The organism is Dolichospermum heterosporum TAC447 (genome assembly GCF_024584745.1).
GTDB lineage: Bacteria > Cyanobacteriota > Cyanobacteriia > Cyanobacteriales > Nostocaceae > Dolichospermum > Dolichospermum heterosporum.
Genome location: NZ_CP099464.1, coordinates 3,029,156 through 3,055,182 on the forward strand (window position 1 = coordinate 3,029,156; position 26,027 = coordinate 3,055,182).

Genomic DNA, 26,027 nt, shown 5'->3' on the forward strand with positions numbered 1-26,027 from the left:
TTTTCTTTACACAAATTGGTTTTATTGTGTTCACCTACTTATGGCGTTGTATTGATGTTGTTTACCCTTAACTTTATACTCTAGAACTAAGTAGGTAAACATAATAAAAACGATATATGTTTAGTTTTGTAAAAACCGTGAAATAACCTATTTGCAAGGCATTCATTGAATTTACATTTCGTCACATACCTTTAAATTTTTCTCTTTACCTACTTATCATTGGTTTATTGTTTACGACCTGTAAGTATTGAGTAAAATATTTTGGCTAATTAATAAATTGGTATAGGTTACTTCCTTTCTGGATGTGCCAATTCCTCTGGAGTGGGAACACCCACCTGATTAATTACTCCAATCATTTGATATAAACGCCCTAAATCTCGTTGATTAAAATTTAAAACTAACCGGGGTAAACTAGATGTTTCATCTTGTTCCTCCTGCGGTAATGCTTGGGTTTTAACAATTTTACCTGTCAGCAAAATATCACAAAAATGAGTATTAAGTAATTCCACTTGAGCATCGGATAAATCTTCTTTTAACCGGATCACCAACTGATCACCAACATAACGACTAGAGTGATAAATTCGGTAAAATCCAGTAATGGCATTACAAGCAACTTCAAGATTATCTGTAACAGTGTACAAACTCGGATCATCTGCACTAACAAGCCCTGTTTTTACCAATTTCTCATCAATATATTGACTCCAAGAACGCCAATAATCGCCTCCTGGTTGATCAATTAACACCAAAGGAACTGGACCAAATTTACCTGTTTGGCTCAATGTCATACATTCAAAAGCCTCATCTTGAGTGCCAAAACCACCGGGAAACAAAGCCACAGCATCACTTTCTTTCAGAAGAAATAACTTGCGAGTGAAAAAGTATTTAAAATTAATTAGTTTAGCATCACCATCAATAATTGGGTTAGCTTGTTGCTCAAAAGGTAACTGAATATTTAAACCAAAAGAATTTTCCCTACCAGCACCTTCTTGACCAGCTTGCATAATCCCACCACCACCACCTGTCATAATCATAAATCCTAGTGCAGAAACAGCGCGACTAAATGCAACTGCCATTTGATATGCTAGTGTATCTGGTGCTAGACGGGCAGAACCAAAAATAGTAATTTTCCGAACATGGCGGTAGTTATAAAATAATTGGAAACCACATTCCATATCTGCTAAAGCGGCAGATAATATTTTCCAATCGAGACGTTCAATATCACTATCAGCAAGACGCAAAATTGTAGTGAGTGATTGCTGAATAAATTGCCTATGTTTTAGTGTCGGTAAACGGTCTATGAGTTCAGCAATATCTGCTTGGAGAGAATCTAATGAAAAAAAGGACGCTTCAGAAGTCATACTTACTGCCGCAATAATGGCATTATATTTTAACGAAAGTTGCTAATACAGTAAAGCGCAAATCAACCAACAATAAAAATCCAGTTCCCTCCCCCTATAAAGGGGAGGGATAGGGAGGGGTAAAACATTTGATACAGCAATCATGACTTTTCAAACATTTGGAGATAATTTTTAACTTTTGTAATAGGCTGCTTCTGGTGCATTTAATTTGGGTTACACCTATCACTGAGTGTTATATCAGATATTTGGAGAAAAACGAAAAAAGTGTTCGTTCCGCACTTTGTGCCGCTGCGCTAACACCGACCAACATTGCTGATTTCGCTATGCTCAATTTTGCTCGTTGGTCAATTCTTCACTTACGCGTATTGTATTCATCTCATCACCTCCCTATCGGGTAGGTGAGAGGCTTCTACTGTTTAAGCTAAGTTTATTGTCTATTCAGCTTAAAGATACTTTTCCAAAGTGTTAGCTAAAGTGGTTTTAGGTACAGCACCGACCACCATATCTACTTTTTGTCCATCTTTGAAAATCATTAATGTAGGAATACTGCGAATACCATACTGACTAGCAATCTGAGGATTTTCATCAGTATTAACTTTCACAACTTTTAATTGATCTCCATACTGAGTGGCGATTTCGTCCACAACAGGGGCTACCATGCGGCATGGACCACACCAAGGAGCCCAAAAGTCAACTAATACGGGAACTTCGCTGTCGAGGACTTCTTGCTTAAACGTAGAATCTGTAACTTGTTCTGCTGCTGACATACCTAAAAACCTTTACATAAGATATTTCCGAGGTTGGTGAAAATTCTACCATAGCAAAAACATCCTATTAAGGATAAAGGATATACATTTGCCAGGAAACTAGAAAACTAATCCCTACCATAAGGAACCGCCCGAACATTAGTCCGGGCGGAGTGTGGTGTGAGGAGTGAACGGAAACTTTTGTCTCCGCCATCTCTATTGTAGGCTAGATATGTGATTTTTTCAGTCATTCTCAAAGTTGTTGTCAATTGTCAGTAGTTAGTTGTCCGTTGCCCATTAGACTTCTCCGGTAAAGCTTGTAGAGACGTTCCATGGAACGTCTCTACAAGGGGTTCAAACGACGCACATTTAATTTTCGGAGATGTCTATTGTTAGCAGAAAACCACTAACCACTAACCACTAACCACTAACCACTAACCAATGACCAATGACCACTGACCAATGACCAATGACCTGAGTGAGTTATTTACCCATACCTAACTGTTGGGCTTTTTGGTAAACCTTACCTTCTGTTAACAAAGAAGGAGCAATGACAACTTCAACCTGCTGCATTTCCTTAATGTTTTTAGCCCCTAAAGTTCCCATACTCGTCTTTAAAGCTCCTAAAAGATTATGAGTACCATCATCCAAACCAGCCGGTCCTCTGAGTATTTGTTCTAGAGTTCCAGTTGTACCCACGCGAATGCGAGTCCCACGAGGTAAGACTGGGCTAGGAGTTGCCATACCCCAGTGATAACCACGCCCAGGGGCTTCGGTGGCTCTGGCAAATGGAGAACCAATCATAACAGCGTCAGCACCGCAGGCAATACATTTACAGATGTCTCCTCCGGTGATTAAACCACCGTCAGCGATGATGGGGATATATTTACCGGTTTCCCGATAATAATCGTCTCTAGCGGCTGTACAATCGGCGATCGCAGTAGCTTGAGGTACGCCCACGCCCAACACTCCACGAGAAGTACAAGCAGCACCGGGTCCAATACCTACCAATACCGCTGCTGCACCAGCTTTCATCAATTCTAAGGTGACTTGATATGTAACGCAATTTCCCAAAGCCACAGGGATAGCCATAGAACTGCAAAACTCGGCTAAATCAAGGGGAGTAATAGATTCTGGAGATATATGATCAGTAGAAACTACTGTAGCTTGGATAAAAAATAGATCTGCTCCAGCTTTAGTTACGACTTCGCCATATTTGCTTGCACCTGCTGGAGTTGCGCTAACTGCCGCAATACCGCCTTGTTGTTTAATTTCCTGAATACGTTTTTCAATTAATTCCGGCTTTATTGGTTCAGCATATAGTTCTTGCATCAGGCTGACAAATTCATCTTTGCCGACGGAGGCAATCCGATCTAAAATCGGTTCGGGGTCGGCATAGCGAGTTTGGACACCTTCTAAATTAATTACGCCAAATGCCCCCAACTGGGACAAGCGAACAGCCATTTGTACATCAACCACACCATCCATTGCACTGGCAATAATGGGGATTTCTCGCTCAATATTGCCGATTTGCCACTTAGTATCAGCTAAACTCGGATCGAGAGTTCTGTTACCAGGGACTAAAGCAATTTCGTCAATTCCATAGGCTCGACGCGCCACTTTTCCCCGCCCAAGTTGAATTTCCACGCTTTAACTTTTCTCAAAACTGTTTAAGCTAGGGTATCAAATTGTGGTGATATTGGGAATTGGGGACAATTCAAAATTTCTAATTTTTAATTCCGTTCCGATGTGCTAGATACAGAACGGTGTAAATAAGCCAACCATTCTCAATCACTAAAAAGCTTACGCCATATTATTTTTGACTTTTGACTTTTGACTTTTGACTTTTGACTTCTGCCCTGCGGTGCTAGGGTTTGCTTTTATTAGCATAATTAGCACCTGTATAACCTGTGGCTACCCAAATAATTGCCCTAGCACCATCCCGAATAGATTTTTGAATCGGTTCTGGTGAATTTTCTGAAGGAACTGATACGGGTTTAAAATTCATGCCCCGACTACCCAAGATAATTTCACCAACGACGCAAGCACGACGCATATGAAAGTCAGATGTAATTAAATAAACACTTTTGATCCCCCGCGATCGCAATTCATCCACTGTAGTAGTAAAATTAGTAACTGTGTCTACAGCTTCATAGTCTAAATTTAAACGTTGGGTATTAACTCCTGCCTTGGCAAATATTTTTTTAGTATGCTGAGGTGGACTGCCTCCAGAAATCCAAATAGGTATATTGGGATACTGACGAGCTAATTTGGCTGTAAACTTTTCTCTTTCTAGTAAGGGAGTAGAACCGCCTAAAACTAATATTGCTTGTGGTTGTACAAATTGGTTTTGTACTGCTTTGCACCCCCACCAGATAAATAAGGGTAGGAGACAAGCCATAACTCTCACAGATTTCCCTGTCAAAATTAGCTTATTCAAGGCTTGATAAGTATGTCTATTCTGGCGAGAATTTTCTTTAAAAATTAGTACCATGACGCATAAGGATGATGGTTAAGTATAAGTCTTTGCGAAGTATGGCTAAAAAGAAGCTGATAACTTTGCAATCATAGTAGCTGAATCTACGTCGCTATAATTTCTGCCATATCCTAAACTATCTAAGAAAATTAATCAAAGGTGTCTTACCATTCATCTAATTAGGTTAGCGTTGAAAATTGTCGTTATGGCAAGGCAATAGGCAATAGGCAAGTCTTCACGCATTTTGGTTATCTCATCTCCACTTACTTATTCCGTTCTTAATTATACAATCAGGAAATATATAGAGTTTCTTGAAAAAGTTTTTTGTCAACTTGCTTTACCCCTACGATATATCGAGGTTAAGGTAATTCATGTTGATTTAATATCAGGACTTAAGCAAAATATTCCTCAAACCCTCATTTCTCCGTGTTCTCTGTGTTCTCTGTGGTTCGTTATTCCGTGACTCGTGCATAAGTCCTAAATATCACTAAAATTAATAACATTGACAGGTTAGACATCACTTTTTTGTCAATTTGTCAATAGGGAATTTTTGCGATCGCTCAAACTAGATCATTTCTGAGCAAATTCATGGCTAAAATTGTTGAGGGAATAATTTTTGCTAAGTAGGTGAACACAATAAAACCAAACTGTGTAAAGAAAGGTAAAATCGCCCAAACCCTCTTCACTCTTGCCTTTTGACTTGCCATAACGACAATTTTCAACGCCAACCTACTTATTCAGTCATCAAAAGACAACTTCTGCTATGGGACTGGGAATACAGCTTACGCCACGCTACGCTATCATTCCCAGTCGGGTTATGGGTTTTACATTAAGTTGACACCAATGAAGCTCTTGCTTTACCCCTACGATATATCGAAGTTAAGATAATTCATGTTGATTTAATATCAGGACTTACGCAAAATATTCCTCAAATCCTCATTTCTCTGTGTTCTCTGTGTTCTCTGTGGTTCGTTATTCCGTGACTCCCAGTCAGGTTATGGGTTTTATATTAAGTTGACACCAATGAAGCTCTTGCTTTACCCCTACGATATATCGAAGTTAAGGTAATTCATGTTGATTTAATATCAGGACTTACGCAAAATATTCCTCAAACCCTCATTTCTCCGTGTTCTCTGTGTTCTCTGTGGTTCGTTATTCCGTGACTCGTGCATAAGTCCTAAATATCACTAAAATTAATAACATTGACAGGTTAGACATCACTTTTTTGTCAATTTGTCAATAGGGAATTTTTGCGATCGCTCAAACTAGATCATTTCTGAGCAAATTCATGGCTAAAATTGTTGAGAGAATAATTTTTGCTAAGTAGGTGAACACAATAAAACCAAACTGTGTAACCCACATTCCGCACCCTCAACTGTCACACAACGAAAACTGGTCGTTTGGGGATTTTGGATTGGCGATCGCTATCTGAAATTTCCCAAATTTTGTATAAAAATTGTCCTCCAAGGTATTCAAAAATCCGAAATTACCGATTGTGACACCAGGGGGTGCGGAAGGTGGGGTGTAAAGAAACGTAAAATCGCCCAAACCCTCTTCACTCTTGCCTTTTGACTTGCCATAACGACAATTTTCAACGCCAACCTACTTATTCAGTCATCAAAAGACAACTTCTGCTATGGGACTGGGAATACAGCTTACGCCACGCTACGCCAGGCTACGCCACGCTACGCTATCATTCCCAGTCGGGTTATGGGTTTTACATTAAGTTGACACCAATGAAGCTCTTGCTTTACCCCTACGATATATCGAAGTTAAGATAATTCATGTTGATTTAATATCAGGACTTACGCAAAATATTCCTCAAATCCTCATTTCTCTGTGTTCTCTGTGTTCTCTGTGGTTCGTTATTCCGTGACTCCCAGTCAGGTTATGGGTTTTACATTAAGTTGACACCAATGAAGCTCTTGCTTTACCCCTACGATATATCGAAGTTAAGGTAATTCATGTTGATTTAATATCAGGACTTACGCAAAATATTCCTCAAACCCTCATTTCTCTGTGTTCTCTGTGTTCTCTGTGGTTCGTTATTCCGTGACTCGTGCATAAGTCCTAAATATCACTAAAATTAATAACATTGACAGGTTAGACATCACTTTTTTGTCAATTTGTCAATAGGGAATTTTTGCGATCGCTCAAACTAGATCATTTCTGAGCAAATTCATGGCTAAAATTGTTGAGGGAATAATTTTTGCTAAGTAGGTGAACACAATAAAACCAAACTGTGTAAAGAAAGGTAAAATCGCTGAAAACTTCTTTACTCTTTACTCTTGCCTATTGCCTTGCTAAGTAGTGAGACAGAATTAATTACACAATGTCATTGCGTTAGGGCAGCGTGGCGTTAGCCATATGGAACGAAGTGAAATGAAGCAATTCCAAGGGTTGTGATTGCTTCCCTTCGCTCGCAATGACTGTAAATATTTTTGTCCAATTACTTATAAGGATAATTTTCAACGCTAACCTACTTACATTAACAGAGTTTGCATTAATGGCTTGTCATTGTCCAACTTACCAGTACGTAGCCATTCTGTAAGTTCTTCTGGGGCTTGGGTTTTGGTAATACGTTCGCGGAGATACCCACCTTCAAGAATTTCTTTTTGCAGCAATTCCTGGGCAATTTCTTCCAGTAAGTTGCGGTTAAATTGGAGAATAGTTAAGGCGATATGGTGAGCATGATCCACTATCCGCTTAACTTCGTGATCAATTTCTTCTGCTACTTGGGGACTGATTGGCCGGCGAGGATTTCCATAACCTTCCATAAACTGCTGTTGAACTTTCTCGAAAGCGACTGGACCGAGTTTATCACTCATACCATAAATAGTCACAGTCCGTTCTGCTAAGTCTGTGGCTTTTTGAATATCGTCCGCAGCACCGGTAGATACTTTCCCAAACACGATTTCCTCAGCGGCACGTCCTCCTAATAAAATGGCAATCCGTCCGCGAATTTCATCTTCTATCATTAAGAAGCGGTCTTCTTCTGGCATTTGGATTGTATAACCCAATGCACCAACACCACGGGGAACAACGGAAATTTTCTCAACTTTACCAGCGCCGGGCATTAATGCACCAATGATAGCGTGTCCTACTTCGTGATAAGCGACGGTTTTTTTCTCAAGTTCATTTAAGACACGAGAACGTTTTTCTAAACCCGCTACTAAACGTTCAATGGCTTCGTTGAAATCTGCCATGATTACGGCTGGACGATTGTTTCTCGCGGCTAATAATGCGGCTTCATTAACTAGGTTGGCTAAATCTGCACCGGCAAAGCCTGGAGTACGGGTGGCTATAATTCCTAAATCAACATCTGTGGCTAATTTGACGTTTCTGGCGTGAACCTTGAGAATGGCTTCCCGACCGATTTTATCAGGTCTATCTACGACAACTTGACGGTCAAAACGACCAGGACGACGTAAAGCGGGATCAAGAACTTCGGGACGGTTGGTGGCGGCGATGATAATTACACCAGTGTTGGCATCAAAACCATCCATTTCCGTGAGTAGTTGGTTGAGGGTTTGTTCTCGTTCATCGTTACCACCGACGAAACCACTCGGTCCACCGCGAGATTTACCCAGTGCGTCCAGTTCGTCAATGAAGACGATGCAAGGGGCTTGTTCTTTGGCTTGTTCAAATAAATCACGGACTCGCGCTGCACCAACACCAACGAATAATTCGATAAATTCAGAACCGGAGATGCTGAAGAAGGGAACACTGGCTTCGCCAGCGATCGCTTTTGCTAGTAATGTTTTACCTGTACCCGGTGGTCCAACTAATAAGACACCTTTGGGAATTTTTGCCCCTAAAGTAGTGTATTTGCTGGCATTTTTGAGAAAATCAACGATTTCTTCAAGTTCGGCTTTGGCTTCATCTACACCCGCTACATCCAGGAATTTTACACCTGTGCCGCCTTCAGAATAAATGCGGGCTTTGCTTTTCCCGACTGTGAGTGCAGCAGGTCCGCCACCTTGACGACTCATTAAAAATGCCCAAATACTGAAGAAAATTAAGGGGGGCGCAACCCAACTTAATAAAGTCCCAATCCAGGCGGTTTCGTTGGGTGGTGGGGCGGTAAATTCGACATGATTATCCCGGAGAATTTTCGGTAAATCTAAGTCAATGGCGACTGGTGTGGTGCGAAATACCTGTTCAACGATTTTACCTGCGGGGGTTTGGGTTTTGATAAAATATTCGATGCGATCGCTACCAACAATGGCTTTATCTACTTTACCTGCTTGAACCTGAGCAATAAAATCACTATAGGGAACTTGCTGTAATCGAGTTCCCATTAAACTGGGAATTATCAAGTTTAGCAATAACAAAAAAGTCAATAAAATTAGAAGGCTACCACCAAATTGTCTAATTTTCGGGGGTTTCATCTCGTTTTCATGATTAGTTTCTACGGGCATAATTTCACCTCTAGGAAATTTGGTCATGAGTCAGTAAGTAGGGTTTGCTGAAAAAGTTATCTGTGAGGGCTAGAAGTATGACTAACGCCACGCTGCGCTATCAGCAAACCCTACTTAGTTAGTTAATTTTTAACGCCTGATAAATATCAACTTAATAAAAATGGCAAGTTTTAGTAGGTGAACACAATAAAACCAAACTATGTAAAGAAACGTAAAATTGCCCAAACCCTCTTCACTCTTGCCTCTTGCCTCTTGCCTTTTGCCTTGCCATAATGACAATTTTCAACGCCAACCTACTTTATATTCAATGACTATTGTAGAAACTGGACAGTAAGGTTTAAATTAGTAGATGCACTGTAAAATTATGTGTTTACCGCACTGTTATGGAAAATCAACTGGGATTCTTGCTGAAGCTGCTATTATTTTCGACTTTGCTCTCAGTATTAATTAAATATGCTGCTCCATTTTTATGGATTCCCGCAACGGTGGCAAATGTGTTAATTATGATTTTATCACCAACTATGATTATGGCGATCGCTCTACTGTGGCGAATACCAAGACAAAAGCAAAATTAACAGAAAAAATATAGTCCGTGTTGCTAAAATCAGCTAACCTAAGTAGGTGAACACAATAAAACCAAACTGTGTAAAGAAACGTAAAATCGCCCCAACCCTCTTGCCTCTTGCATGAGTGCCTCTTGCCTTGCCATAACGACAATTTTCAACGCCAACCTACTTAACTGCATTGTCATCAAAAGGCATTTTACCAAGCTGGGAGTCTTGCTTGTGAATCTTGGTCAATGGATAGGCTTAATTGCCTTAGTTATATCTTTATATGTATTGTGGCAACTTCGTGACGTTCTATTACTAATATTTGCGGCGGTGGTTTTAGCGACGACTTTAAATCGTCTCGCCCGGCGCTTTCAAAGTTTAGGAATAAAACGAGGATTATCAGTTTTATTAGCTGTAGGGATTTTCTTTGCGGGTGTTGTCTGTTTTTTCTGGTTAATTGTACCACCTTTTATCCAGCAATTTCATGAACTCACTTATCGAGTTCCCCAAGGATTTGGGCGTTTTAATAGTTGGATTTATGTCCAAAGAAGTCATATTCCTGGACAATTATTACCTTATATACCGGATCTGAATAGTTTAATTGGACAAGCCCAACCGCTATTTAATCGCTTATTAGGTAATTCTTTTGCTTTTGTTTCTGGATCATTAGAAGTTGTTCTCAAAATTTTATTAGTCCTGGTTTTAACAGGAATGTTTTTGGCTAATCCTGATGCTTATCAAAAAGTATTTGTTCGCTTATTTCCCTCCTTTTATCGGCGGCGGGTGGTGGGAATTATAGAACAGTGCGAAGTTTCTTTAGAGGGATGGGTAACTGGTGCTTCTATTGGCGTGTTTGTAGTTGGGTTGATGAGTTTGCTAGGGTTATCAATTTTGGGTGTAAAAGCTGCTCTGGCTTTGGGAGTGTTAGCAGGATTTATGAATTTAATTCCTAATTTGGGTCCGACTATGAGTGTAATCCCAGCAATGGCGATCGCTCTTTTAGATAATCCCTGGAAAGCTGTTGCTGTGTTTATTCTCTACTTTTTTATTCAACAGGCTGAGAGTAATTTCATCACGCCTGTAGTTATGGCACATCAAGTATCTTTACTACCAGCCGTGACTTTAATTTCTCAGTTATTTTTTGTGACATTTTTTGGATTTTTAGGATTATTTTTAGCACTTCCTCTGACGGTTGTTGCCAAAATTTGGGTACAAGAAGTATTAATTAAAGATGTTTTAGATCAATGGAATAATGATCAAGAAGATCATACGGAATTAGTGATTGTTGAGGAATATTCCGATATCAATGATCAGGTGTAGGAGTGTAGAGGAGAAATTTTCTTTTTTTTTGCTTTGATTAAGTAGGTTGGCGTAATTCATTTCTGACTGGGCGCACGCCCTGCGCCCCTACCTCGGTGACTTCTGCAATATCAACCAAAACCAGGAATTAACCGCTTTAAGGCGCGACCAGCGACATCACTATAACGTAATTCTCCACAGAGGATTTTACCCATGATTTGAGCGCCAGAGGGACGTTTAACACCAACTCTATAACCAATACCGGGGAAGCGATAAAATGCCCCTGCTAGTTTTTGCGCCCAAGCCATATCATTTCCCCATTGTTCGTTAATGGCATCGGTATAGTTTTCTAGGGCGTTAATATCACCATTTAAAGCATCGTGAATAAATCCTGCGGCAAGAACGGCGCTAAAAATCGAGGGACGAATACCTTCGGCGGTAAAGGGATCAACTAGACAGGCTGCTTCTCCAGCTAAAACTGCATTTTGGGTATGGAGTTTTTGGTTTCCATCCCAAATACATAGAGGATGACCGTATTGTTTACTAGTTTTGATATCTAAATTAAAAGATTTGGCATATTCATCTAAAATTTTCTTAAAGTCTTGGGGTTCGCCACCCATAAAAGTGCCGACTCCGATAGAATGACAGTCAGTTTTGGGGAAGTTCCAGATATAGCCGTTTTTGACCAAGCCAAACTCAAAGTGAATTGTGGTTTTTTTCTCGACAATTGCCGGAATTTCTGCTTCTAATGCCCCGGCTAATCGGCGTTTACGGTCTTTAAACCCTAGCCATTTAGCCATGAGACCTTTTGCACCATCAGCAGCGATGAGATAACGACCAGTGACTATGCCTGTGGCTGTGGTAACTTGCCAAGCATCGGTTTTAAATTCTATTCCTCTAACTTCTGTTTTGTCTCGTAGTTCAGCCCCTTGATTTTGAGCTTGTTGGATCAGGAAATGATCAAAAATATCCCGCCGCACCATCCAAACGGGTTCTCTGGTGTCAATTTTTGCTTCTACAGGATCGCCCAATTCCCAGGTAAAGCGCAAAGAGTCAGCTTTGGTAGAGATAGCAGGGCTAAAGTCAAAGTCGAACCATTGAGCTACGCTAGGTGACACGCCACCGCCACAGGGCTTATATCTGGGTAGGGATTCTTTTTCTAAGACTAAGACTGAGCGTCCTTTTTTGGCTAGATGATATGCTGCTGTTCCCCCGGCAGGACCTGCGCCAACAATAATGCAGTCGTACATAATGGCTAATTTTTTGCGTTCTAAGTAGTGAGACAGAATTAATTACACAATGTCATTGCGTTAGCGCAGCGTGGCGTTAGCCATATGGAACGAAGTGAAATGAAGCAATTCCAAGGGTTGTGATTACTTCCCTTCCCTCGCAATGACTGTAAATATTTTTGTCCAATTACTTATCTTAACTTAGTTGATTTTTCAGTAGACATCTCCAGAAAAGAATGTAGAGCCGAGAATCCCTACCCATGGAACGTCTCTACAAGGGTTCTAGGATACGCATATTTAATTTCTGGAGATGTCCAGTATATATAAGGGGTGATGATTTTTTTATTAATTTTTAGTAAATGGAGTTTGGTGATTGGTGATTGGTGATTGGTAAAATTCTTACCTGTCACCTGTCACCTGTCACCTGTCACCTATCACCTGTCACCTGTCACCTTACACAGTGGTGATCTCTTTTTCCTTTTCTACAAACAAGTGGTCTATTTTTTCTGTGTGCTTGTTGGTCAGTCTTTGGAGTTTGTCTTGCTGATCTCGTGATTCATCTTCGGAGATTTCCGCACTTTTTTCCTGTTTGCGAATGGAATCAATAGCGTCTCGGCGGATATTGCGAATTGCTACACGACCTTCTTCAGCATACTTGGACGCAAGCTTAACAAATTCTTTCCGGCGATCGCTGGTTAGTGGGGGAATATTCAACCGAATCACAACACCGTCGTTACTGGGAGTTAAGCCCACGTCCGACAGAGAAATAGCTTTTTCAATGATATTTAAGCTGCCCTTATCGTAGGGCTGAATCAGGATGGTTGAAGAGTCTGGCGTGGTAATGTTTGCCAGAGATTTCAAGGATGTTGGTGTACCGTAATACTCCACTTGGACTTTATCTAATAAACTCGAATTGGCGCGACCAGTACGAATTGTATTAAAAGCTCGTTGAGTAGACTCAACGGTTTTTTGCATCGTACTTTCAGCTTCAGCTAATTTCACAAGAACCTCCCACAAGAGTGCCAATAGATTCTCCCATGACTGCCCGGTGGATGTTACCTCGCACCGTGAGGTCAAATACTAAAATGGGGAGATTATTTTCTTTACATAGAGCAATTGCGGTACTATCCATAACTCGCAAATCTTTAGCCAATACGTGGGCGTAGGTAAGGGTGGTAAAACGCTTGGCATCAGGATAAAGTTTGGGGTCAGCATCGTAAATGCCGTCTACTTTAGTAGCTTTGAAAATCACTTCTGCTTCAATTTCTGCCGCTCTTAATGCCGCAGTAGTATCTGTAGTAAAGAAGGGATTCCCTGAACCTGCGCCAAAAATTACCACCCGTCCTTTTTCAAGATGACGAATGGCACGACGGCGAATATATGGTTCTGCTAATTCTTGCATAGCGATCGCAGTTTGCACCCTTGTCTGAATTCCCATCCGTTCTAGAGAATCTTGTAAGGTCATGGCATTCATTACCGTGGCAATCATCCCGATATAGTCAGCGGTTGCCCGATCCATACCTGCTGATGCTGCTTTAATGCCTCGAAAAATATTGCCACCACCAACCACGATAGCCACCTGCACACCAGTGGCTATCACCTCTCCTATTTCCTTGGCTATTTCCTCGACCACTTCTGGGTCAATGCCATAGCCTAAGTTGCCCATTAAGGCTTCACCGCTCAGTTTAAGTAAAACCCGTCGGTAATTCGTTCCCATGAAGTTCCGCTTTATCAAAAAAGTTGCAATTGCCTCCAATTTAAGATAGCAGTAGAGTGACTATCTGTGTCTATTTAGGGCTGGCTGAAAAAGTTATCTGTGAGGAGAGAGCGGGGGCAGGGGGCAGGGAGTAGGTATTTTTAAAAGTTCAAATCAGCCCCTACCTTCCGGCTAAAGAACCAACCACAGATACTAATTGATCCGGTTCTATTGGTTTGGCAATATGGATTTGAAATCCTGCTGCCAAAGCGGCTGTTTCCTCCGCTTCTCCGGTATAAGCAGTCAGGGCAACAGCGGGAATCTGCCCACCTGCTTCGGGACTTAGCTCCCGAATCTGACGAATTAGCATATAACCATCTTCTTCTGGTAGACCAATATCAGATACGAGTACGTCGTAGCCACCAGGATTATTCCTGAATATTGATAAAGTCTCCCTTACAGATCCAGTATCTGTGACTTCAGCACCGTATTCCTCCAAGACTATTCGGAATAATTGGCGGATATCTGGTTCATCATCTACAATTAGCACCCGCACACCGGCTAAAGATGGGGGGGTGGGGGAGGTGGGGGAGGTGGGGGAGGTGGGGGAGGTAGGGGAGGTGGGGGAGGTGGGGGAGGTGGGGGAGGTGGGGGAGGTAGGGGAGGTGGGGGAGGTGGGGGGAGCAACGGGTTCTATGGCTATATCGGTCGGTTTGAGGTTAGTTTGCAGAGGTAGCCTAACTGTAAAAGTTGAGCCTTGATCCTCACCTGGACTGGTGGCTGAGATTGTACCACCGTGAAGTTCTACCAAATGACGCACGATGGCAAGCCCTAGTCCCAAACCTGGATTTGACTTGGTTTTAGTGCCATCAGATTGGCGGAAACGGTCAAATACATAAGGGAGAAAGTCAGAACTAATACCTTTTCCTGTGTCCTTAACTTGAATTTCAGCTTGAAAATCACTGTAATTTAAACTGATATCAATTCTTCCACCTGGGGGAGTAAATTTAATCGAGTTAGAAAGTAAATTCCAAATTACCTGTTGCAAGCGGATTGGATCTCCGACTATAGTGTAGGAACTAGAATCTAGTCTTGATTGAATTTGAATGTTTTTCGATTCTGCGGATAAATTCACTACTTCTATAGCCGCTGAAATCACAGGAATCAGCTTAATGGGCTGGACATCGAGACGCATACTACCACTGCTAATTCGGGAAACATCCAATAAATCCATAATTAACAGGTTTTGAGCTTGGGCGGCGCGTTCAATTGCTGCTAATGCTTGTTCAGTCCTAGCTTCATCCAGCTTCTTATGACGCAACAAAGTTGACCAACCTAGTAGGGAATTGAGGGGGTTTCGCAACTCGTGAGAGAGAATGGATAAAAAATCATCCTTGGCGCGGTTAGCTGTTTCTGCGGCTGTCCGCGCTGATTGTTCCTGTTCTAGGAGTTGAATCCGTTCTGCTTCAAACTGCTTCTGTTTAGTAATATCCTCGATCACTAGCAAGATCAGTAGGTCATCGCCTATATGCGGCATTTGTCGGGCATTGAGGCGCATAACCTTGTGTCCAATTTGCTCAAAAATATGCTCAACTTCCACATCTTGAAACTGGGTTTGGTAGGTGATAACATCTTCTAAGAGCGATCGCAATTGAGAAATATCCCACTGTCCATTACCGATTTCATAAATCAGGTGATCTTCTGTTTCTTCTCGCACCACCCTAAATGTGTCGTAGAAAAATTGATTAGCCGTAACCACCCGTAAATCTGCATCCAAAACCACTAAAGATTGGCGGACAGTATCTACAATCGCCTCTGAATAATTACGGGCTGCTGTGAGTTGATCCGTACTATGTTTCAGTTCATCAATATCCACTAAAACTACCACAGCACCATCAATTTTATTATCTATTGTCCGATAGGGTCTAATGCGTAAATCATACCAATGACCGTCCTGGTCTTGCACTTCCTGAGTTTTAAAATTCAGAGAGCTAATTACTTCTAAAATTTGTGCTTCTAAATCCGGTATACTTAACCTATGTTTAATATCACTTAATGGTCTGCCGACATCGGAAGGAATCAAATTAAATATTAATCCCGCCACTGGAGTAAAGCGGCGAATCTCTAAATTACCACCTAACATAAGAATAGAAATATTAATACTACTCAGGAGATTTTGTAAATCACTGCTGACCTGATTAGATTCGAGATTCCGCCGTTGTAGCTCATCATTAATAGTATTTAATTCTTCATTAGTCGCCTGAATTTCTTCCTTTGCCGTTTGTAATTCCTCATTGGTACTTTGCAACTCTTCATTACTAGAAAGAATTTCCTCATTCGCTGCTTTCAAATCTTGATTAGAAGCTTGCTGTTCTTCAATAATTGATTGCAAATACTCTTTATTATTTTTTAATTCCTGTCGCAAATCAGCAATTTCTTGGATATAAATGTTGTTTTGCTTCTGCACAGATTCAACATCGCTATTTAATAATGCTTCTACAGAAGTAACTGCTGGCAATAATTCCATAAACAAAACTAAAAACAAATCCTCTGCCTCTTGACTAGGCATTTGAAAAGGAATTATCTCAATATTCACCAGTCTAACTAACTCATTTTTGATGATTTTTATCCCTTCTTTTTTAACTGCTACCCGCTGCCGTTTAGCTTGATGAATACAGGTACGTAGATCTAACCGGAATTCTTCCTTGGCCATTTTCAGCAAATTAAAACTGGGTTTGCCCGGTGCTGGTTCTAAATACAGACTTGTCTGACCTCGAAATTGCAAAATTTCTAAATTCTTATCAATAACCACACCCACAGGAGAAAATTGATTTAATACAATCCTGTCAGCTTGTTTCTGTATTTCTATATCATTCCAGGAAATATCAGGTGCTGGTAGTTGCCGTTTGGGACTTTCCACAGGTTTGTGACTGGGGATGATTTCAATCGCTAATGGGACAAATATAACTTTTCGAGCATATATTTTGTACTTTTTATCCACCACAGCAAATAAATCAGCAAAATCTCCCACACTTTCTGATGTACCTAACATCAAAAAGCCTGTAGGTTTAAGACTGTAATGGAAGATTGGCACAATTTTCTTCTGGACAGGAGAAGCCAAATAAATTAAGACATTGCGGCAACTAATGAGATCCAATCGAGAAAAAGGCGGATCACTAATCAGGTTTTGTTTAGCAAAAACACACATTTCTCGGATTAACTTGCTAATTTGGTAGCCATTCTCTATAGGCACAAAGAAACGCTGCAATCGTTCGGGAGAAATATCTGCCACTTGGTTGGGTTTGTAAATACCACTTCTCGCTTTTTCTATAGCTATCTCATTCACATCTGTAGCAAAAATTTGGATAGGGATATTCATTCCCTGATGCATTAAGAATTCTATTAAGCAGATGGCTATAGAGTAAGCTTCTTCACCAGTTGAACATCCTGCTATCCATATACGGATAGGATCATCAGTTTGACGTTCCTTAGTAATAAGTGGAAATACTTTAGTTCTTAAAGCTTCAAATGCCTCTGGATCTCGGAAAAAACTGGTGACAGTAATTAATACATCTTGATATAATGCGTTAACTTCAACTGGGTGAGTTTGGAGAAAACAAATATAATCTTCTAGTTTATCTAATCTATACAACATCATCCGGCGCTGAATTCGCCGCTTCAAAGTAGTATGTTTATAATAGGTAAAATCAACACCAGTAGCTGCCCGGAGAATTTGGAAAATATTTAATAAAGGATCTGCTGGTTCGGTGGTGACTTCAGTGGCTGGAACTGATTCTGATTCTGTAATGTAGGGATGAGAGCTTATGTTCGCTAGTTTATCAGCGATTTGTTGGGGAGTGAGGATAAAGTCTACATAACCAGAAGCAACAGCAGTATTCGGCATGGTACTAACCATTCCCGGTTCTTCAGCTTGGGCAAAGGTAATACCTCCTGCACCTTTGATACTTTCTAAACCCCTTGTACCATCTTCATTCCCCCCCGACAGTACCACGCCAATGGCTTTACTGCCTAAATCATCTGCTAAAGACAACAGGAAACTATCAATAGTCATTGCCAAACCGCGAGTTTTCTCACGGGGGCTGAGTTGCAGCACTCCTTGAGCTATGGTCATGGTGACATTAGCCGGAATCACATAAACATGATTCGGTTGTACTTTTATCCCTTCCTGCGCCTCAGTTACAGGCATTTGGGTGGTGCGGGAAAGAATATCGGGTAACATACTTTTTTGGTTGGGACTTAAATGCTGTATCAGCACAAATCCCATACCCGTATCTATTGCTAAATGGCTCAATAGTTGGGTAAATGCCTCTAAGCCACCCGCAGAAGCACCAATCCCGACAATGGGAAATAATTCTTTTTCTTTTCCTGGCTGTTGTGGAGATGGTTGAGCAGTGGCATCATTGGCTGGAGATTTTTTGGTAGACCGCTTACTATTCATGATATGCACCCGATTAAAGTTTGGGGCTTGAATATTTTGAACGACGGAAATTTTATCTTCCTAGATTTACTTTAGCGAAATATGAGTTGTATGATATACGTATGAAAGCGGTATTTTTGAGAAAATATAAAAATAAGTATTTATATCGTGATAAATCTTGTGCGTATCTTGACTTTACTCTATATCATCCCCAAAGCAATATAGCAGGGAGCAGGGAACAGGGAACAGAGTTAAAAGTCCTTCGGTGTATGGTTTTTTAGGTAAATTCTGTATCTCATTCAAGTGCATACCGCTATAACCAAAATCAATAAAATCGTGACCCAAATTTCCGACAATATAATAAAACTATGCTTTCTAGTTACCAATTATGACTATAGCCACTGAACGCCAAATTACACTAGAAGATTTTCTCAAGTTACCAGAAACTAAACCAGCATCAGAATTTATTAATGGGGAAATCCTGCAAAAAGCCATGCCACAAGGTGAACACAGTCGTTTACAGATTAAATTTTGTACTAATATCAATCAAGTAGCGGAAACACCCAAGATTGCTTATGCCTTCCCAGAACTACGCTGTACTTTTGGTGGTAGTACCATTGTGCCTGATATTGCGGTGTTCCGGTGGGAAAGAATTCCTAAAACTGAATCAGGGAGAATTGCTAACCGCTTTGAAATTCATCCTGATTGGGTAATAGAAATTCTTTCTCCTGAACAACCACAGAAAAAAATATTAACTAAATTATTACATTGTTCTCGACATGGAACTGAATTAGGTTGGTTATTAAATCCCGAAGAAGAAAGTGTATTAGCTGTATTTCCTGGACAAAAAATAGAAATATATGAAGGTGATGATAAGTTACCAATTTTGGCAAATATAAATTTGGAATTGACAGTTAAAGAAATTTTTGGTTGGTTGAGTTTTGGTTGATGATTATTAAAGCCAGTTTTACTCCTGACTCCTGAATTCTACTGTATCATTATAATATTTACCATGCAAGCTGATACAAAGGCATTTACCTCTACAAAAATCTGGACTTGGCAAGATTTTCCTATTTGTTACCAAACTCAAGGGAAGACAGGACCCGCTGTAATTCTGATACATGGATTTGGTGCATCCTGGGGACACTGGCGCAAAAATATTCCAGCTTTAGCCGCAAATTGCCGAGTTTATGCAATTGATTTAATTGGTTTTGGGGGTTCAGCTAAACCCAAGCCAGGAGAAATTACCTATACCTTAGAAACTTGGGGACAACAAGTAGCAGATTTTTGTCGGGAAGTGGTGGGTGAACCTGCATTTTTGGTAGGTAATTCTATTGGTTGTATTGTCGCTATGCAAGCGGCGGTAATTAACCCGGATATGGCGTTGGGAACTGCTTTGCTTAACTGTTCTTTGCGGTTATTACATGATCGTAAACGTCCAAGCTTACCTTGGATTAAGCGATTTGGTACACCAATTTTACAAAACTTTCTAGCAATTAAACCAGTAGGTAATTTCTTTTTTAATCGTCTAGCTCAACCACCAACAGTTAAAAATATTCTTTTACAAGCCTATGCTAAGGGCGAAACGGTGACAGATGAGTTAGTAGATATTTTGATGACACCGGCAAAAGATCCTGGGGCTGCGGCTGTATTTTTAGCTTTTACTGCTTATTCTAGTGGTCCTTTAGCGGAAGACTTATTACCTATAATATCTTGTCCAGTCATTATTTTATGGGGAACGGCTGACCCTTGGGAACCTATTAATTTAGGTAGAGAGTTAGCCAATTTCCCCCAAGTTCAAAAGTTTATTCCTTTAGAAGGTGTAGGACATTGTCCTCAAGATGAAGCTCCTGAGTTGGTAAATCCAATTTTACTTGATTGGATTGGTGAACTACTAGTACCGTAGGGCGGAATTAAAAATCAACTATTAAAAATAAAAAAAAGCTGATTACACAAGCTTTTCAGAAATTTTTAATGGTTGATTGATTTACGCCCAGCGGCACTAGTACAGAAAAAAAGCAAATTCAGAGAAATTAACTTTAAACTATTAAGACTGATTTTGTAGCCTAGGCTAACTTACCACCATCCGTGGCGACGATGACCACGCCAGCCACCATGCCGACCACCACGCCGGCCACCATGCCAGCCACCATGCCAGCCACCATGACCACCAGATAGAAGTTGCTGTTCTTCTACGGATAGTTCTACAACTAAATCAAATGGGATATTTTGAGATGGAATATTTTGGTTTGACATAATAATTGTTAACCTCAATTAATTTTTTGCTAGGTTTTGTACAACCATGTTTACTTTTATAAAGATATTTCTGATCAATTTAATGATTCTATGGTTAGAAATATTATTTGATAACTTATATCATTTGATGCCAATAAATCAACTTATTATATAACTAGAGATAGACTCATGCAATTTTATTTAAAGCCTGATGATAAAAAAGGAAGGAGGAGAAAATTAAGCCAGAATTTTGGCATAAGATACTGCTAATGTTTGATATCAAGCAATCTATCTGAAAATTTCTCCTCACCCTATAATTACAAAATTGAAACCCTAAGACTATCAAAAATAGTCCAGTTAGATATTTTGCCTATTTAGGAAGAGTATGAACTATCACACTAGTCGTTACGCTCAGGATAGCTATCTTCTCTGAAATAAGGTGTAGGTCGATCATATTTTGGATAGTCTTTACCACATTTTTTAGGTTTACAACAACAGGGAGGGAGTGACTGGTAACATCCCCCAGATAAAAGTTGTTGTTCTTCTGCTGATAGTTCTACAAGCAACGTAGATTTATTATCTTGATTTAACATTATAAGCCTCACTTAGTTGAATTATTTCCGGTTTTAATTTGCTGACAACTTCACGATAAAATCAGATTTCATGTTTTTTATTCAACATGATTATTAGCCTCAATTTATGAATAAGTGAATGTTGCCTATACTTCTTTTATAACTATTAATAATTAGAAAAAAATGCCCCCTTAGTCATAGGTTTATATAGCTTAAATTACTCTTGAGTTATAGTTCTATTTAGACAAAATATAGCAATCTAGTTTGGTTCTCAAAAAACTACTTAGGCTGCGTTGGCGACAGAGTAACATACCTGATAATACATAATTTTGATTTGCAACCAAAATTATATTGAGAAACTTTTCTTGTGGGATAGGCATCTTGCCTGCCAATAATACAAGGACAGGCAAGATGCCTATCCCACAAAATTGAATCATCTTTTTTGTGGAGTTCTCTTAATCTATTTTGTCAAAGGAAGTTATGGAGAAAATCTGGTAATAAGTTACTCAATTTATCACCGCTAGAACTAATTGTTAAGTAGGTGGGCGGAGGAAAATCAAAATATATTTCGTTTTTTGAAATGGCTAAAACTCAACGACAATAACCCATTGAGGTGAATTTACATATCGTTACACATTTTGGTTATTTCACATCCACCTACTTAGCAATCCAAATGTGAAAGAAAGTGCTATGGTTATTTGGGATAATTTATATTTAGTAGTTTGTGAAGTAGAATCACCTGAAGCGAGAGTTAAATCATTTTGTCCCTCAGTTTCCAGATCGGTTTTTTGGAAGAATAATTTACCATCAGTGAATAAACCTAACATGGGTAAAATTTGCCCACCAACAAGAGATTCTTGCTCTGTATCATCAAGATATCTAAATAATTGATGGTGATTTAATTGAGTATTTTTCAGCATATTATTACTCCTTAGATAAGTAACTAGTTTAAGTTGAGTGATAGGGAAATAAGAACTTTAAAAATATTTATTTATACGGTTAAAAACTGTAAATGCTCTCCGGGTTTTGATAAGAAAGTATCAGGAGTTCCTTGAATTTGGACTTGACCTTTTTCTATGAGAACAATCCAATCAGCCCGGTGGATAACGCTGGGACGATGGGTAATTAAAATTGTGGTTTTACCTCTGCGATATTTCAAAAGCCGATCTAAAACATTAGCTTCACTCATAGGGTCTAATCCGGCGGTAGCTTCATCTAAAATTAGTATAGGTGGATTTGTGAGAATTCCGCGAGCGATCGCTAATCTTTGTCTTTGTCCCCCAGAAAGATTCGCCCCAAACTCCCCTAATACGGTTTGATATTTATTAGGTAATTGACTAATAAAACCATCAGCATCAGCAATATCACAAGCTTGAACTATGTCTTCAAAAGAAATATTAGGTGTACCTAAACGGAAGTTCTCCAAAATTGTCCGACTCCAAAAATGAGGTTCTTGGGGAACATAAACTACTTGTTGTCGGTAACAATCTAAAGCAATATCTTGGATATTAAAAAAGCCGATGCGGATATTCCCAGAATCTGGTACATATAACCCAGCTAATAATTTAGCTAAGGTGCTTTTACCACAACCAGATTTACCAATTAAGGCAATGACTTTTCCCCCAGGAAGCTGAAGAGAAAAATCATCTAATAAGTCAACTCTACCTGCGTGATGAAATTGGAGATGAGAACAATTAATATCTGCCACACTAGAAATTTGTGCAGTTGGTTTTTGACTTCCTCCAACTACTTCTGGTGTGGCATCAATAACTTCTAACAATCGAGAAACTGCTGTTTGGGAACGAAAATATTCATCAACAAAGCCAACTAATGAGTTAATTAGACCTACAACATTTACTTGTAAAGCATTAAAAGCTAACATTTGACCGATGCTTAAATTGCCTTGAATTACTAACATACTTCCAAAGCCTAGTAAGATAACACCACCAATTGTAGAGATAATTTTAGCAATAGTCCCGTTAATAATTGCTATTTGCACCGTGCTAAAAGCCAGATTAGCTAAACGACCAAACCGACTTTGAAATTCATCCCAAAATTGAGGAGCAGCATTTGTAGTTTTAATTACCTGTGCGCCTTTAAATGTTTCTACTAAAACACCTTGATTTTCTGCTCCTAAGACTAAAAGACTGCGGGTTTTTTGTTGGAGAATGGGTAAGAAAGGTAAGGTAGATAAAGTCATGCAACCAGCAACAAATAAAACGGCTATTGTTAATTGCCAACTATAAAATAACATTAAGCCAAAAGAAATTACAGCGATAAAAAATTGGCTAGGTAAAACAATCACAATCTGTGATACTAATTGATTAATTTCGCCGATATCTCGCAGTCGGCTAGTAATTTCTCCACTTCGACGGGATTCATAATAATTTAATGGTAATTGGAGAAGTTTACGACCAAATTCTAGAACTAAACCTAGTTGTAATCTTTGTCCAAAATGAGAAATCATTAAGGCTTGAAATACTTGCAATCCTCCGCCAAATAAACTCATAACAACAACAGCGGAAACGACAACAGTAAGTAATTGTACATCTCCACGCACGAGAACATCATCTGTTAATAATTGAATCAAAACCGGAGTTCCTAAAGCTAGTAAACCCAGGACAATATTAATCATTAAAACCTGAGCTAGTAAGCCACGATAGGGTAAAAGCCGGCGAAAAAAGCGCGTTATTCCACCTTTTGATTCTTCTTGGGGTTGTTCAAAAAAGCGGTCTGGATCTGGCTCTAATAAGAGCATTACCCCATCCCAAGCATTGATTAATTCTTCTTTTGTCAGATAACGAATTCCCACAGCCGGATCAGCAATAACGTATTTTTTTCCCTTTTTACCATATAAAACAACCCAATGATAGCCTTGCCAATGGATAATTGCAGGTAATGTAATTTCTGTAATTCTGTCTACAATTTCTGGAGAAGCTTTGACGGCTCTAGCATTAAAACCAAGATTTTCTGAACCTCTTTTTAACCCTAATAATGTTGTTCCTAATTGTCCAGTACCAACAGCTTCTCGACTTTTAATCATACTTAAAAAGCGTCCATAGTGTTTGGTAATAGAAACTAAACAAGCTGCTCCACAGTCTTCTTCACTTAACTGTAAAACACATTGATAATTCTCATGAGGTTTGAAGATATTAAACATAATTATCCAGAAGAACTTAGGTTGATTAACGCTTGTATTGGCTTGAATTATTGCTTAATTCTGTCTACAATTTAATTTATGAATTGGTGATTAATTTGCTTTTTCTGAGGATGAATTGTAGTACAGTTTCTTGACGAGAAATAATATCAGCACGTCCTTCCATGCCAGATTTGAGATAACATAAATGATTACCTTTTCCTAAAAATAGACTTTGTGGTTCAATATTGATTTCGTAAGTAGCTACCTGGGGGGTGCTGATAATAGAGTTATTTTGTGTAGTTGCTAGAACATCTGGTGCAATTGTTTTTACAGTTCCTTTAAGAGTTCCATAGTCTGGATAGGGACAAGATGAAACCTGCATTTGTACTGCTTGACCGGTTTTTATTTTGTCAATATCTTTAGCCCAAACGTGAGCTTTGATGATTAAAGGGGCATCCACAGGAGCAATTTGAGCAAGAGCCTCACTAAGTTGTACAACCTGTCCAGAGTTGCGGAGTTTGAGTTGCATTAGGGTGCCATTTGTTGGGGAGCGAATTACACTTTTATTCAACTCATTTTCTAGTTGTAGTAATTCTTGACGAGTGCGAATTTGTTGTTTTTGCAGTTCTAGACGTTGCTGGATTAATAGTTCCCGTTCTTTTTTTAAAGCTGCTAAATTGCCCTCACCCCTGGCTTTTTCTTGCCTAATTCTTTCCAAAGCTACTGTTACACTTGCATTACTGGGATTAATGCCAATTTTTGCTTTTTGTATGTTTATTTGTGCTAATTTAACAGCTTGTTCTTTTTCTTCTTGGAGATTTTTAGAACTAGATTTGGCTTGTTCTAATTTGGCTTGAGCAGACTTAACAGCCTGTTCTTTTTCCTCGACTAAATTCTGAGCTATTGCTCCCGATTGAGCTATATTCTGCAAGCGATCGCGCTGTAATATAGCCAACTTTAAACCTGCTTCTGCTTCTTCCACAGTGGCTATTAATACCTTTTCTTTTTGTAATCTTGCTAGTTGCTCCTTTGCTAAATTTATAGCTACTTTAGCTTGTGTCATTTCCGCACCGGTTTTAATTTGCTGATCTTTATAGTTGCGTTCAGTGCCAGTTAATTCGGCCTGTGCAGCCATAATGGTACGGTCATTTAAGTTAGTCTGAGCAATTATTTGAGTATTGATTTGATTAATTTGAGCATCAATTTGAAGAAGTTGTAATTGACTTTGCTGAATAGTATTTTGCAGTTGTTTTTTCTGAGATTGGAGTTGGGAGTCATCAAGATAAGCAATTATTTCTCCCTTGCTTACTACCTGATCTTCTTTAGCTACAATTTTTTTAATAGTTCCCGTCATTGCAGATTCAACTAACCGTAATTCTCCCAATGGTCGGATAGTTGCAGGAACTTTAACTGTGATGTTGTAATAGAGAACAGATGTGAGACTCACAGCAACTACAAACATCGCAATCATCACTCCCCCACCAAGATGAATCCATTTACCAATATGGGGGAGAAACTCATTAGTTTCTAGTATATGCAAATCTTCTGTAGTTGGATTATTGAAGTTATACCAAGAATTATTATCTTGACTCTGTAAGGAATTCACGGTATTACACCTTCTATGAGGGCTAAAATAGTCTGATCTAAGATAGAAATTGCTAATATGATGCAATCAAACATCAACTATCTCAGGTAATAAATTATTAGGAATAAAAACAAGCAAATTTCTGTGTTCACATCGTGAAAAATAATTGGATGATAGGTTATAATCTAGTGAAGGGGGTAGAGATAGTTCTTCCATAGCTGTGGAAATTGCTTTCTCAAATCTTTAACGCAGATCAAGCATTAAGAAGAAGTAGGGAAAAGC

Annotated in this window: 18 protein-coding genes; 4 read left to right on the forward strand and 14 right to left on the reverse strand. The window is 39.4% G+C overall.

What is annotated here, in order from left to right; all coding sequences use genetic code 11:
• Window positions 1-287: 287 nt before the first annotated feature.
• From NG743_RS13750 to ftsH, 5 genes are all read right to left on the reverse strand, one after another.
• Window positions 288-1,358 (reverse strand): LOG family protein, encoded by a 1,071-nt coding sequence (locus tag NG743_RS13750; protein ID WP_257120265.1) that lies wholly within the window; start codon window positions 1,356-1,358, stop codon window positions 288-290.
• A gap of 443 nt (window positions 1,359-1,801) precedes the next feature.
• Window positions 1,802-2,125: a thioredoxin gene (gene trxA, locus NG743_RS13755; protein ID WP_027403318.1), complete on the reverse strand. Its 324-nt coding sequence runs from the start codon at window positions 2,123-2,125 to the stop codon at window positions 1,802-1,804.
• A 462-nt stretch (window positions 2,126-2,587) separates the two neighbouring features.
• A complete protein-coding gene (locus NG743_RS13760) occupies window positions 2,588-3,751 on the reverse strand; it encodes a GuaB3 family IMP dehydrogenase-related protein (RefSeq protein ID WP_193962601.1) in 1,164 nt (387 codons plus the stop codon).
• Between the two features lie 220 nt (window positions 3,752-3,971).
• Entirely contained in the window at window positions 3,972-4,505 is a 534-nt protein-coding gene (locus NG743_RS13765) for a YdcF family protein (protein WP_257122154.1), read from the reverse strand.
• A gap of 2,558 nt (window positions 4,506-7,063) precedes the next feature.
• On the reverse strand, window positions 7,064-9,001 hold the full coding sequence (ftsH, locus tag NG743_RS13770; protein WP_306459854.1) for an ATP-dependent zinc metalloprotease FtsH: 1,938 nt from the start codon (window positions 8,999-9,001) through the stop codon (window positions 7,064-7,066).
• 383 nt (window positions 9,002-9,384) lie between these two features.
• Between ftsH and NG743_RS13775 the strand changes: the two genes are divergently transcribed.
• Window positions 9,385-9,576 (forward strand): hypothetical protein, encoded by a 192-nt coding sequence (locus NG743_RS13775; RefSeq protein WP_035082563.1) that lies wholly within the window; start codon window positions 9,385-9,387, stop codon window positions 9,574-9,576.
• Window positions 9,577-9,786: 210 nt separating this feature from the next.
• Window positions 9,787-10,872 carry an AI-2E family transporter gene (locus NG743_RS13780; protein WP_027403322.1) on the forward strand — a complete coding sequence of 362 codons (1,086 nt, stop codon included), beginning with the start codon at window positions 9,787-9,789 and terminating at the stop codon, window positions 10,870-10,872.
• Window positions 10,873-10,982: 110 nt separating this feature from the next.
• On the opposite strand, the gene NG743_RS13785 is transcribed toward NG743_RS13780, so the two are convergent.
• The 4 genes from NG743_RS13785 to NG743_RS13800 all read right to left on the reverse strand — a co-directional run bounded on the left by NG743_RS13785 (window position 10,983) and on the right by NG743_RS13800 (window position 18,235).
• Window positions 10,983-12,101: a geranylgeranyl reductase family protein gene (locus NG743_RS13785; protein WP_257120266.1), complete on the reverse strand. Its 1,119-nt coding sequence runs from the start codon at window positions 12,099-12,101 to the stop codon at window positions 10,983-10,985.
• Window positions 12,102-12,533: 432 nt separating this feature from the next.
• A complete protein-coding gene (frr, locus tag NG743_RS13790) occupies window positions 12,534-13,082 on the reverse strand; it encodes a ribosome recycling factor (protein WP_257120267.1) in 549 nt (182 codons plus the stop codon).
• The gene (pyrH, locus tag NG743_RS13795; RefSeq protein ID WP_027403325.1) at window positions 13,069-13,797 is read right to left on the reverse strand and encodes a UMP kinase; all 729 of its coding nucleotides are present in this window, start codon (window positions 13,795-13,797) and stop codon (window positions 13,069-13,071) included. The genes frr and pyrH overlap by 14 nt, the downstream gene beginning before the upstream one ends.
• 160 nt (window positions 13,798-13,957) lie before the next feature.
• A complete protein-coding gene (locus NG743_RS13800) occupies window positions 13,958-18,235 on the reverse strand; it encodes a CheR family methyltransferase (protein ID WP_257120268.1) in 4,278 nt (1,425 codons plus the stop codon).
• 367 nt (window positions 18,236-18,602) lie between these two features.
• On the opposite strand from NG743_RS13800, the gene NG743_RS13805 reads away from it, so the two are divergent.
• Entirely contained in the window at window positions 18,603-19,163 is a 561-nt protein-coding gene (locus NG743_RS13805; protein ID WP_027403326.1) for a Uma2 family endonuclease, read from the forward strand.
• A 63-nt stretch (window positions 19,164-19,226) separates the two neighbouring features.
• Window positions 19,227-20,120 (forward strand): alpha/beta fold hydrolase, encoded by an 894-nt coding sequence (locus tag NG743_RS13810; protein ID WP_027403327.1) that lies wholly within the window; start codon window positions 19,227-19,229, stop codon window positions 20,118-20,120.
• Between the two features lie 170 nt (window positions 20,121-20,290).
• Here the strand turns inward: NG743_RS13810 and NG743_RS13815 are convergent, their stop codons facing one another.
• The 5 genes from NG743_RS13815 to NG743_RS13835 all read right to left on the reverse strand — a co-directional run bounded on the left by NG743_RS13815 (window position 20,291) and on the right by NG743_RS13835 (window position 25,766).
• Entirely contained in the window at window positions 20,291-20,470 is a 180-nt protein-coding gene (locus NG743_RS13815; RefSeq protein ID WP_027403328.1) for a hypothetical protein, read from the reverse strand.
• 377 nt (window positions 20,471-20,847) lie between these two features.
• Window positions 20,848-21,042, reverse strand: coding sequence for a hypothetical protein (locus tag NG743_RS13820; protein ID WP_027403329.1), 195 nt, complete (start codon window positions 21,040-21,042; stop codon window positions 20,848-20,850).
• 626 nt (window positions 21,043-21,668) lie between these two features.
• Window positions 21,669-21,941, reverse strand: a complete 273-nt coding sequence (locus NG743_RS13825; protein WP_027403330.1) for a hypothetical protein — start codon at window positions 21,939-21,941, stop codon at window positions 21,669-21,671.
• Between the two features lie 71 nt (window positions 21,942-22,012).
• Window positions 22,013-24,181, reverse strand: a complete 2,169-nt coding sequence (locus NG743_RS13830; RefSeq protein ID WP_027403331.1) for a peptidase domain-containing ABC transporter — start codon at window positions 24,179-24,181, stop codon at window positions 22,013-22,015.
• A 76-nt stretch (window positions 24,182-24,257) separates the two neighbouring features.
• Window positions 24,258-25,766 carry a beta-barrel domain-containing protein gene (locus NG743_RS13835; protein ID WP_027403332.1) on the reverse strand — a complete coding sequence of 503 codons (1,509 nt, stop codon included), beginning with the start codon at window positions 25,764-25,766 and terminating at the stop codon, window positions 24,258-24,260.
• Between the last annotated feature and the right edge of the window lie 261 nt (window positions 25,767-26,027).

Bases quoted from the DNA above. Each gene is read 5' to 3' on its own strand.
- NG743_RS13750 (WP_257120265.1), bottom strand. From the start codon at position 1,358: ATGACTTCTGAAGCGTCCTTTTTTTCATTAGATTCTCTCCAAGCAGAT.
- trxA (WP_027403318.1), bottom strand. From the start codon at position 2,125: ATGTCAGCAGCAGAACAAGTTACAGATTCTACGTTTAAGCAAGAAGTC.
- NG743_RS13765 (WP_257122154.1), bottom strand. From the start codon at position 4,505: ATGGCTTGTCTCCTACCCTTATTTATCTGGTGGGGGTGCAAAGCAGTA.
- ftsH (WP_306459854.1), bottom strand. From the start codon at position 9,001: ATGCCCGTAGAAACTAATCATGAAAACGAGATGAAACCCCCGAAAATT.
- NG743_RS13775 (WP_035082563.1), top strand. From the start codon at position 9,385: ATGGAAAATCAACTGGGATTCTTGCTGAAGCTGCTATTATTTTCGACT.
- NG743_RS13785 (WP_257120266.1), bottom strand. From the start codon at position 12,101: ATGTACGACTGCATTATTGTTGGCGCAGGTCCTGCCGGGGGAACAGCA.
- pyrH (WP_027403325.1), bottom strand. From the start codon at position 13,797: ATGGGAACGAATTACCGACGGGTTTTACTTAAACTGAGCGGTGAAGCC.
- NG743_RS13800 (WP_257120268.1), bottom strand. From the start codon at position 18,235: ATGAATAGTAAGCGGTCTACCAAAAAATCTCCAGCCAATGATGCCACT.
- NG743_RS13805 (WP_027403326.1), top strand. From the start codon at position 18,603: ATGACTATAGCCACTGAACGCCAAATTACACTAGAAGATTTTCTCAAG.
- NG743_RS13810 (WP_027403327.1), top strand. From the start codon at position 19,227: ATGCAAGCTGATACAAAGGCATTTACCTCTACAAAAATCTGGACTTGG.
- NG743_RS13815 (WP_027403328.1), bottom strand. From the start codon at position 20,470: ATGTCAAACCAAAATATTCCATCTCAAAATATCCCATTTGATTTAGTT.
- NG743_RS13820 (WP_027403329.1), bottom strand. From the start codon at position 21,042: ATGTTAAATCAAGATAATAAATCTACGTTGCTTGTAGAACTATCAGCA.
- NG743_RS13825 (WP_027403330.1), bottom strand. From the start codon at position 21,941: ATGCTGAAAAATACTCAATTAAATCACCATCAATTATTTAGATATCTT.
- NG743_RS13830 (WP_027403331.1), bottom strand. From the start codon at position 24,181: ATGTTTAATATCTTCAAACCTCATGAGAATTATCAATGTGTTTTACAG.